General features: G+C 50.8%; 10 protein-coding genes. 2 read left to right on the top strand and 8 right to left on the bottom strand.

The window, feature by feature from the left end; genetic code table 11:
* Nucleotides 1–137: 137 nt before the first annotated feature.
* From E2980_RS13140 to E2980_RS13125, 4 genes are all read right to left on the bottom strand, one after another.
* Nucleotides 138–2579 (bottom strand): beta-propeller domain-containing protein, encoded by a 2442-nt coding sequence (locus tag E2980_RS13140; protein ID WP_167747114.1) that lies wholly within the window; start codon nt 2577–2579, stop codon nt 138–140.
* A 179-nt stretch (nt 2580–2758) separates the two neighbouring features.
* Nucleotides 2759–3043, bottom strand: a complete 285-nt coding sequence (locus E2980_RS13135; protein ID WP_135152629.1) for an ATP synthase beta subunit C-terminal domain-containing protein — start codon at nt 3041–3043, stop codon at nt 2759–2761.
* A 44-nt stretch (nt 3044–3087) separates the two neighbouring features.
* A complete protein-coding gene (locus E2980_RS13130; protein ID WP_135152628.1) occupies nt 3088–4335 on the bottom strand; it encodes an MFS transporter in 1248 nt (415 codons plus the stop codon).
* A 97-nt stretch (nt 4336–4432) separates the two neighbouring features.
* Entirely contained in the window at nt 4433–4774 is a 342-nt protein-coding gene (locus E2980_RS13125) for a hypothetical protein (RefSeq protein WP_135152627.1), read from the bottom strand.
* 124 nt (nt 4775–4898) lie between these two features.
* Here E2980_RS13125 and E2980_RS13120 point away from each other — a divergent pair, with 124 nt between their 5' ends.
* Together E2980_RS13120 and E2980_RS24465 are read left to right on the top strand one after the other, a co-directional pair.
* A complete protein-coding gene (locus E2980_RS13120) occupies nt 4899–5903 on the top strand; it encodes a TraB/GumN family protein (protein ID WP_135152626.1) in 1005 nt (334 codons plus the stop codon).
* A gap of 294 nt (nt 5904–6197) precedes the next feature.
* Nucleotides 6198–6785 carry a hypothetical protein gene (locus E2980_RS24465; protein WP_135152625.1) on the top strand — a complete coding sequence of 196 codons (588 nt, stop codon included), beginning with the start codon at nt 6198–6200 and terminating at the stop codon, nt 6783–6785.
* Nucleotides 6786–6975: 190 nt separating this feature from the next.
* Here the strand turns inward: E2980_RS24465 and E2980_RS13110 are convergent, their stop codons facing one another.
* The 4 genes from E2980_RS13110 to E2980_RS13095 form a co-directional block, all read right to left on the bottom strand.
* Nucleotides 6976–7674, bottom strand: coding sequence for a hypothetical protein (locus E2980_RS13110; RefSeq protein ID WP_135152624.1), 699 nt, complete (start codon nt 7672–7674; stop codon nt 6976–6978).
* 243 nt (nt 7675–7917) lie between these two features.
* On the bottom strand, nt 7918–9000 hold the full coding sequence (locus E2980_RS13105; RefSeq protein WP_135152623.1) for a phosphodiester glycosidase family protein: 1083 nt from the start codon (nt 8998–9000) through the stop codon (nt 7918–7920).
* Nucleotides 8997–9434, bottom strand: coding sequence for a hypothetical protein (locus E2980_RS13100; RefSeq protein ID WP_135152622.1), 438 nt, complete (start codon nt 9432–9434; stop codon nt 8997–8999). Before E2980_RS13100 ends, E2980_RS13105 begins: the two co-directional genes overlap by 4 nt.
* A gap of 180 nt (nt 9435–9614) precedes the next feature.
* Nucleotides 9615–10517, bottom strand: a complete 903-nt coding sequence (locus E2980_RS13095; RefSeq protein ID WP_135152621.1) for an aldo/keto reductase — start codon at nt 10515–10517, stop codon at nt 9615–9617.
* Nucleotides 10518–10584: the final 67 nt, after the last annotated feature.

Here is a 10584-nt window from a genome sequence, read left to right as displayed (position 1 = left end):
CAAATGGATTGAAAGGCTTAACGGATAGATACAACGACTTACGGAATATTTCATGAACCGCCGTATACCGAACGGTACGTACGGTGGTGTGAGAGGTCAGGGGTTAATCACCCCCTCCTACTCGATTGCTTATACGTTTATCTGGAAGCAGGTAGCGGCGTGATGGAAGGACTTCCCGGATCGGTCTTATACCGGATTTCAGGAGACGCCGGATAGTTGAGCGAGCCTCGAGCCGATAGGCTTTGCAGGTCATTCGCCTTTAGCATACTTTCGGATAATGTGTAGAGGGTGTCGCCCGAGTACAGGATGCGGCGAACGGATTTGTTATAGTCAAAGCCGTATTGGCCGCTCTTGAGCAAATCGTCCTGCGTCAGATGGGTGATCCGTCCGCGCAGATTGAAGCCAGTCTCTAAATCGATGCGATACACGTAAGCGCCTTGGTAAGTGAATTGTCCGTAGGCAGGGAAGCCGCCCGGCTCGATGGCTTCCTTGTTCTTGATCTCCATCAGCTCCACGGGAAAAGCGAGAAGCCCTTTGGACTTGGAGAATAGCAGCGCTTTAGGGTTGCTTAGCAGCTCGGAGCCCGTTCCGCGGTCGCCGATAACTTCCTTGAATTTCTCCTTGGGTTGGCTAACGTCGGACACGTCGAACAGGGCGATCTTCATTCCTTGGTAGAAGGCCATCGTTTCATCCGCGCCTGCACCCTTCGAGGGAACTTCTACGGTTTCCTTGCCGAATCCGATAATGTGATTGTCATCGTAAGGGTGCAGGTAGTCGCTGTAACCCGGGATTTTTAACTGTCCAAGAACGGCAGGCTTCAGGGGATTGCGCAAATCGATCGCGAAAAGCGGGTCGACGTTCCGGAACGTAACCATGTAGGCGCGTCCGCCCAAGAACCGGGTCGAGTATATACGTTCGCCCGGAGCAAGATTCTCCAGAGTTCCGACGGTCTTCATCTGCTCATCCAGCACGTAGAGATTGTTGGATGATCTCGCGGCACCGCTAGCCCGCATGTCCCCATTGGTAGTCGCGATGCGAAGGTAACCTCCATGCTCATCCATGGCATATTGATTTAGTACCGTGCCGGGCACGGATCCTTCGCCGATATAAACGATATTGCCTTGGTCCAGCCGGAATTTATAGACTTGCGTAACCTGGCTGTAGCCATCGCCTTTGGGCAAGTACTTCGCAATGGCGACATAGAGATGTTTAGCGGAGGCATAGATCGTTTGGCCGGAGCCGAGATAAGCGGATACTTGAATGTCTTGGTCGGGCCGGTCTAGATCGAGCGCCCCGATCAATAGAGTGCTATTATCGGGCGATTCCGGGAAATATCGAATCTGGTCCAGGGGCAGCTTCCTGAGGTCGACCGAAGAGCCGGAGTCTGAAAAGAGAGGCTCATATTGACTCGTCGCGTCGCCGGACCCGGATGTGTTCCCATTCGATTCCGTCCGAATCGCCGGATAGGAGAAGTTATTATACTTGTTCGTAATGATGTAGAGGGAGCTGTCGATCTTGCGGGAGGAGACGTAACCGCCCTCCAGCTTCGTTTCGCGAACAAGCTTGGGTTTTCCGGAGTCGCTAAGCTCATAGATCTTCGTCTGAACGCTGCTGCGTATCGCATTCGTAGGAAGGATCGACATCTTGGAATCGGAGCTCGAACCCGAGCCCCCCACTGATGGTTTCGCGGGGTCAACTTGGATCGGAATGACGGTGTTATTTTGACCTATTACGATTAACCGTTTGTTATCCACATACATTTCCTGCGGGGAAAATCCCTCATCCGGACCGTATTCCAATGTCTCGGCCAGCTTAGGTGCCGGTGGATTGGAGATATCCGCGATGAATACGCGGGAGCCGCTCAGCTGATAGATGAAGCGGCCATCGGTCTTCGCCCAATCGGCTTCATCGACTCCAGCGACCTGAATGTTCGTCTGAGAATAATCGCCGGAGCCACCAGCAGACTCTTCCGAAGGTGCGGCAGGGGAAGTATCCTTGCTATCGGTCGTTACTGCAGCCCCACCGGATTCTGCTATGACACCCCCGAGATAGTAGCCGTTAAAGGTCTCCATCTGTTTAATTAGTTCATTTAATTTCTTGGTCGTGCCTACGATAGGAAGCTGAGTAGGGTCGTCAATGCGGATCACTTTGTTGATGCCATCCCATGCGACGACTGTTCCGAGCGATTCCGATAGAGCACGCAATGGAACATAGGTCAAATTGCCCCGCGATAACGGTGCCACATCAAGGTTAACCGAACGCCCTTTGGCTTTCATTAATTTGGATCCCAGCGTTAACGTCGAAGAACGGTCTCCGCGGCTAAGCGTGACGGTATTCTGACTGTTATTCGCCTTATTCCACGAGACTTGTGCATGAAGCGCCTCCGCCACCTCGCGCAGAGGGACCATCGTTGTCTTGTTCTCTACGAAAACGGGGGTCGATAGCGATAGAGGCTTTCCGTTAACCTGAACCTTGATGCTTGTCTGCGCGGGCACGGTTGGGTATACAGCTCCGGTGACTGAAGGAACTGCCAACAGGATGCACAACAACAATGCGGCGACAAAACCTTTTCTACGCATGAGTATATCCTCCTTGGGATCGTTGGGGACTTCCGTTACGTTCATTGACGCAAATTGGAAGGGATTGGTTGCGGGGATGCGCGATCAAATTTGAGAATACTTTGGATCTTCTCTCTCCTAGACAAGAATGCCGCAGTCTCGGAGACTGCGGCATTTTGTGGGGGTGGAGCTTCGTCGTTTTATTGTAATCGACCGATAAATAATAATTTTTTTACGTCTATCTGATCCATGCCGCCATCAATTATCCGCTGAACATCTTGCAGGGTCTCTTGAAGCGAAACGGTGACTCCGGCAGTCCCCGTAAAAGTCTCGGCTACGTATAATGGCTGAGTAAGATAGGCTTCGAGGCGCTCGCCACGCGCATAGGTTCGAGTTTCGGAATCGGGTAGCCCGTCTCTGCCATGCGCTTGAACCAAGAATCGCAATTCCTTGTAACGGCGCAGCAATCTCTTAGCTTTTTGCACAACGGCAACCCCCAATTAATCCCAGGCCTGCCGCTTCGACTAACTTACTTTCTCTTTCCCCGGAAAATAAAGTAATAATACAATGCGGAGGTAACGTAGAGAACTCCCGTGATGCTGAACGTGAGCACGTATCCCCAGTAGGTGCCGAAATGGGTGATGATACGAGGCTGTACCTGCCCCATGGATGCCCAACCTAGCATGAACACGGTTTGAGTGAGCGAATTGGCGATGCCTCTCCGCGAGTCCGATATTCGATCGACCAGGATGGAATTTTGAATCGGATTCGCGGCGTTCATGAGCGCTTGCCGGAACAAGAAAGCAATGCCCGCGACCAGCAGCAGATTCGTAAACCCGGTAAGAAGCAAGAACGGCAAGGACAGCAGTTGAAAAATAACGACCGCTCGTACTTGTCCGACTTTGCCCACGAGAGTAGGACCGATCAGCATGGAAAGTACCGTCATGACTTGTCCAAGCGAGATGAGCAAGCCGACGGCAGACAGCGAGACGGAGAAGCGATCCGTGAAATAGACGTTCAGATAGGGAACGACCATCCCCGATCCGAAGCCGATGAGCAGTTGAGTAAATGTAATCTTGCTAATTAAGCTCCATTCGCCTTGAACCGATTTCGTAGGCGCGGAAGCGGGCTTTCCAACAGCAACATTCTCATTCTCTTCTTCGACAATAACCGTACGCTTCACCAAAGCAAGAGGGAGACAAGCCACGATGCTCATGACCCCTCCCGATAGCAACGCAATTCTCAAGCTGGAAGTCTCGCTCGATCCGAGAAGCTGGAGGAGGTCGCCTAGCAGACCGCCGCCGAAGCTGCCGATGACCTGAGCGGCGAGCATGACCGAGAAGTGAAAGCTGAATAGCCGTAAGCGCTGTTGTTTGGTAGAGTTCGCCGCGAGGAACGGTACCGCGGTCACTTGGAAGAACGCGGTAAACATTCCCGACAGCAACGCAAAGCTTTGCAGCCCGAATTCCGACACGGCAAAGGAGCTCCCGATGTAGGAGCTCCCCGTTATGAGCATCCCGATCATCAGGATGATTTTGCGGCTCGACCGGTCCCCTAACAACCCGATGGGGATAATCATCAACGCGGCTGCTAAAGACTGCACGCTAACGATTGATCCGATCATTCCTTGCGGATAGCCAAGAGATTGCACGTATAAATTATATAATACCGAAAATACGCCAGTACCGATTTGATAAAACACATTTGCCAAGAAAAACAACCGTATGTTGCGATTCCACGTTAAAAATTCCATTTTGGCTTGCCGTAACCATTGCATTGCTATACCTTCATTCGCCTAAGATGAATCCAATCATTATACCATAACGGAACATAACGTATGGCTGGGAATGAATGCGACAGAACCGATATTTCATTCAGGGACTAACGTAGAGGAAGGGAGTTCTGGTGACTCGATACGTGCCTTCTAGCGACTTTTCCGTTAAAAGATTGGCTTTGATTAAAGCCGAGATTTTGGCGGCATCCGCCTTGAAGAGCACCTTCCACAGCTCCGGATCGGGTAACGCGTCTATCAACAGCTGATCGTTATAGTGCTTTTTATCCTGATAGATGAGTTTGAGCGTATAATTCTCTAATTGGAATTGCACGTCCGCGGGATAGGCTGCAATGATCTCCTGTCGAAGAGACTCGAGTTCCTCCTCCAGCTTTTTTTGCTGCATTTTCAGTTCGCAGAAACGGGTAAGCTTTGCATTTTCCATAGGGCACCACCTTAACTAATATGATGAACTCTATGAAAGCCGATGCCGTAATATGCGATTTCGTTTTCCGATGCTATAATGATTTAGGAAAAAAGGGTTCCGGGAATGGAGAGTAACCATTACGATGATAAGAAAAATTGCGGGCTTAATTGTTCTAATACTTATGGCAGCATTTTTGGCAGTGGCTTGCAGCTCCGAATTAACGGCAAACTCGCCCCCAACTCCGACGCTAACGCCTACCGAGACAGTGCAACCATCAACGACGGCACCGGATGTGGTAAAGGAACCGGGCTCCAAGGGCTTCCTATGGAAAATATCTGGAGGCAAAAACCCGAGTTACCTGGCAGGGACGATCCATATCGCTAGAAAAGCGATGTATCCTCTGGATCCTGATCTGGAGCAAGCCATAGAGGATTCCGACTTTGTCGCTCTCGAATTGGATTTAACTAAGGTTGACAAGAAGAAAACTTTAGAAGTTGTCAACGAGACGGCTTTGCTCACGGACGGCACCACCTTGAAGGATCATGTGCCCGAAGAGGATTACGAGAAATTCAAGAGGATTCTGAAGAAGTCGATACTCGGTGCAGGCGCCTCCGCGTTCGATAATTACGAGCCTTGGTATGCGGCGATGACGTTAGAGAGCCTGCCGGCGATGAAGTATATGCTGACCGACGGTATAGATGAACATATTGCGAAGCAAGCCCATAAAGACGGCAAAACCGTTATCGAGCTGGAGAGCATGGAGTCGCAAATCGGAATCTTTGATGAATTTTCGGATGAGTTGCAGCAATTATATTTTCATCAGACGGTGGAAAATGCCGGCTTGGGCGCGGTAGGTATAAAGCAACTGCTCGATATGTGGACGTTAGGGAACCTTAAGCTGCTGGAAACGATGCATGCCCAGTTCGAGAAGGAAGGCAAAAAATCGATGGGCAAGCTATTCGACGACTACAACGGCAAATTCTTGGTGAACCGAAACGTTGAGATGGCGAAGAAAATCGATGGTTACCTGGCTGACGGAGAAAAAGGTACGTATTTAGTCGCGGTCGGTTCGTTGCACATGGTGGGTGAGCAGGGTTTGGTGTCGTTGTTGGAAAAAGAGGGCTATACGGTAGAGTTTGTGGAGTAGTTTGGGATGCTGAGGGAGAAATCGCTCCGCCCTCCGCTGAACCACGCCGAGCTAGTAAAGAAAAGTTACTAACTCGGGTCAAAGCGAAGGTGGAGCGCCTAGCTAGTAAAGAAAAGTTACTATCTCGGGTCGAAGCGAAGGTGGAGCGCCGAGCTAGTAAAGAAAAGTTACTATCTCGGGTCGAAGCGAAGGTGGAGCGCCTAGCTAGTAAAGAAAAGTTACTATCTCGAGTCGAAGTGTAGGTGGAGCGCCGAGCTAGTAAAGAAAAGTTACTATCTCGAGTCGAAGCGAAGGGTGGAGCGCCGAGCTAGTAAAGAAAAGTTACTGACTCGAGTCAAAGCGAAGGTGGAGCACCGAGCTAGTAAAGAAAAGTTACTAACTCGAGTCGAAGCGAGGGTGGAGCACCGAGCTAGTAAAGAAAAGTTACTAACTCGATTCGAAGCGAGGGTGGGGCGCCAAGCTAGTAAAGAAAAGTTACTATCTCGAGTCGAAGCGAGGGTGGGGCGCCAAGCTAGTAAAGAAAAGTTACTATCTCGAGTCGAAGCGAAGGTGGAGCGCCGAAATAGTAAAGAAAAGTTACTATCTCGGGTCGAAGCGAAGGTGGAGCGCCGAGCTAGTAAAGAAAAGTTACTATCTCGGGTCGAAGCGAAGGTGGAGCGCCGAAATAGTAAAGAAAAGTTACTATCTCGGGTCGAAGCGAAGGTGGAGCGCCGAAATAGTAAAGAAAAGTTACTATCTCGGGTCGAAGTGACGGTTGAGCGCCGAGCTAGTAAAGAAAAGTTACTATCTCGGGTCGAAGTGACGGGTGAGCGCCGAGCTAGTAAAGAAAAGTTACTAACTCGAGTCGAAGCGAGGGTGGAGCGCCGAGCTAGTAAAGAATAGTTACTAACTCGAGTCGAAGCGAGGGTGGAGCGCCGAGCTAGTAAAGAAACGTTACTAACTCGGGTCGAAGTGTGGGTGGAGCGCCGAGCTAGTAAAGAAAAGTTACTATCTCGAGTCGAAGTGACGGTGGGGCGCCGAACTAGTAAAGGAAATTTACTATCCCGGGTTGAAGCGCGGGTGAAAGCGTCCATTATCGTGTCGAGAGAAGAAGAGCTTTGCCTCTCTCGTTGATATCAAACTCATAGAATCTTTTAGTGCCTCCTCCTACTACTTTGATAAGGCTCCTCTCCGCCATTTCAAGTAAAATTTTCTTGCACGGAGCTTTAGTCAAATGCAAATACCGACGAATAACCGCGACATGGACGGGACCCGGTCTCGTGATCAACAACCTCAAAACTTCCCTCTGGTACACCGATAACTCGAGGAACTCCGTATTATCCGTTGTCCGATAATTGCCTAACTGCTCATAAAAGGATCGAAGGCAGAGCTCAGGCTTCTTGTCCAGTTCATCCCAGCTAAAAGGCAAGTAGGTAAAACGGTACCCTCCAACACTTCTGATTTTCATCTGCTCGAACGAGTAACGCTCGCGGGTGATTGTTTCTACATGCGATACGTATCCATTCGCCTCCATCGCGAACCATAGTACCTCGTAGAAGATATCCACGTAAGCTTTGACGCCGCTCGTCGTTACGATTTCATACTCCAGCACGAAACCTTCGAACGACTTCATCGCCGGCCAAACGACCTTCTCCAGCAACTTCTTCGTTCCCGTCAAATCCCTGTGCAGCATCTCCAGACGCTGACCGCTCGCGCCTTTCCTTTGTTCAGCTAAGAACCGTTCGTACTCGCGCTCGAAATCTTTGTTTTTGTTCAACATACTCTTGTTCATGGTTACCCTCTCCCTTTTCGGAATACAAAAAGCCGCCCGCTCCGGTAAAAGGAGACAGACGGCGTATGCTTTACGCGCGGTATTAAGCTTATATATCTATAATTTATCAGGTATTCACTAGTCAGGCAACATCTTTGGAGCGGAAAAGGTTGTGCATTGAGAAGATCTCGACTCGGTGCGTAAACGGATGGTTGTGTTAGCTAACTTTCTTCGTTCCCTCGGCAATACTCCGACCGACTCCCATTACTTAAAAAACAAAAAGTTGGTAGGAAGCTTGCGAAGATTGCCATCGGACGGGTTGTTGATTACTCGCCCGTTAAACACGAGCGAGGTCGAGCCGCCGCCGTCCAGGTTATAGCCGTCCAGCGCCCCATAGCGCTGCAGCAGAATCTGCATCTCGGCAAGCGTCGCGCCCGAGCTGCCGCTCTCGTTATAACCATCGGCGACTAAGAACAGCAGCTGGTCGTCCTTGTAGCTTGCGATGACCGTGCGGGGAGCGCGCTTAGGACTGGATTGCCACTTAGAAGGAATGGAAGTCTTGCGGCCGTCCTGCAATAGAACCGGCACGAAGGACGCTCCGAACTTGGGACCTAGCGCATCCAGCTGCTGCTTGCTCGAGAATTTTCCTCCGACAAGCTTGTTGTTCCCATTCAAGCCTACGAAGAATAGATCCTTGTAGGACGGCTGAAAGCCGCCAACGTATTCTCCGTCTACGACGGTCGTACTCAGAGGATAACGTTTGCCTCCGCTATCGGCAAAGCCCCCGGCATTCACGCCAATGGCGGCCTTATACCTATTAACGGCAGCTAAAGTCGTTTCCGCGCCGCCGTGCTTGTCGTTCCCGAGCACGAGCTTCATCGCGCTTTCATCCTTAAGCTTCACCTTCAAGGCATAGCTGCGGAAATTCCGCGTGCCCAAGTAGAATAATTGCGCCTGCAGCTTGTCCGACTGAATGGTGGCTGCCGGCGCTCCGAGCTTCCTCGTAATCCGTCGGTCATAGATTTGATAGGGTCTGCCCGCTTGAGCGGAAGCCAACGAAGCGATTTTCTTCATGTCGGCATTTGTCTTGTTATACAAAGTAAGCTGTCTCTGAATGGACTTGCCTGTTTCCTTGGCGATTGCTTGAGCTTGTCCCAAGCCTTTTATCGCCTTGGCGGCTGGAGCAACAGGGTCAGCCAAAACCGATTTGCGGGCATTCATCGGAAACGTAGCCTCGGACAGCTCGATTCCTACGTTCGAGACCAGCATCCAGACCAACATCCCAACGAAAGGAGTGCAGGCGAGCAACAACGTTCGGTTAACGGAGCGAATGGAAGCCGCGCTCATTTGAGCACGTCCAGACTTTTCTTAAGCTCGTTCAGCTGCTTCTTCACTTCGGCCAACTGCGTATAGAGCTTGTTGCTGTTGTCCGTTTTCGTGTCCATATTATCCTTAGTAAAAGTCAGCAGTTCGTTGAGCGCTTGAATCTTGCCTTCCATCTGGGCCATTTGTTCCTTATACCCGGCCTCGAGCTTCGTTAACCTGGCGTCGTAATCCTGCTGCATAAGCGCGATCTGCGCGGATGTCTGACGCTCGAGGTCGGAGGTGACATTGTTCTGAATCCGCTCGGAATACCACTTCGCTCCGGCGACGCCGCTAGCGATTAGTACAAGCCATGCGATGGCAAAAATGAAAAAGGCGCCACGGCGCTTCTTCCTCGGCGACGTCTCTCTGTAAGTTTCGGTCAGCGTGGCGTTACTCTCTACTCCCGTGTTTCCCATTTCTCTTTTTCATACACCTCTCTTGTTGTCTTTACGGTAATATGAACGAAACTAGGCGGGAAAAGTTGCGAAGACATGATTTTGTAACATACCCTCTCTAGTAAAAAGGCAGAAATGCAGGCAATACTTTCGCCTTTGCCCCTGCCTTTGCCCCTGCCTTTGCCCCTGCCTCTGCAAAACTTATTTCAATCCTGCCCAAGCCGGTTCGCGAGCTTCCTTCCAACGACTGCGGATAAGATGAAGGTCGCCGTCGCTAAGCTTACCTTTGGACGCCGACATGACGTTCTCGAGCAAATGCTTCGGATTGGTCGTTCCGACGATAGCGGTATGAACCTGCGGATAGGTAATCGCGAAACGAAGGGACATCTCGATCATGGAATCGGAATCCGCTTGCGCGAACGGGTAATCCAGCTTTTTCATGCGTTTCACGTAAACGTCCGGAGCATTCTCCGTTCCTTCCCTTTCCCAGACGACGTTGGTGACCGGACGTTTCGCGATGACCCCCATGCTTCGCTGCGCGGCTTCATCCAACGTTAGTTCGATCGCTTCCTGATCGGCAAGGTTAAGCGAGGTTTGCAACGCGTCGAAAACGTTGGTCCGAACGGCATAGAGAGCAGCCGTGCTATCTCCGCTGTATCCGATATAACGGGCTAAACCTTCTTTCTTTAGCCGCTGAACGGCTTCGATCAATTCTCCTTGCCGAAGCACGTCCTCCGAGCAACTATGGATGAGAAGAAGATCAAGATAATCCGTCTTCAAGTTTCGCAGACTGCGTTCGATGCTGGGACGTACGTTGCGCACGTCCCAATCGGGATAAGGCAGTCCGACGCTGGTCCCTTCGCCAAGCTTGCTGAATAAATAGTAATCCTTGCGCCGATGAGATACGGCTGCGCCAATCAATGCCTCGCTGCTATTATAGCTAGATGCGGTGTCGAGAACATTAACCCCGTTTTCCAATGCGGTGCTTAGGAGCTGCTGCACCTCCTTGACGGTTTTTTCCTTTCCTTTCATCGCGATCTCGTAACCGCCGAAACCAAGTACCGAGACTCGCATATCCGTATTTCCGAATTGTCTTTGTTCCATTGCTGTCCACCTCCGAGCTGTTTAGAGGTTATTACCCAAAGCGATAGGGAACCACCCACCCATTTAC

It is taken from the genome of Cohnella luojiensis (genome assembly GCF_004564235.1).
GTDB lineage: Bacteria > Bacillota > Bacilli > Paenibacillales > Paenibacillaceae > Cohnella > Cohnella luojiensis.
The sequence above is the reverse complement of the archived record's forward strand: the minus strand, read 5'-3'. Positions and strand labels throughout refer to the sequence as shown.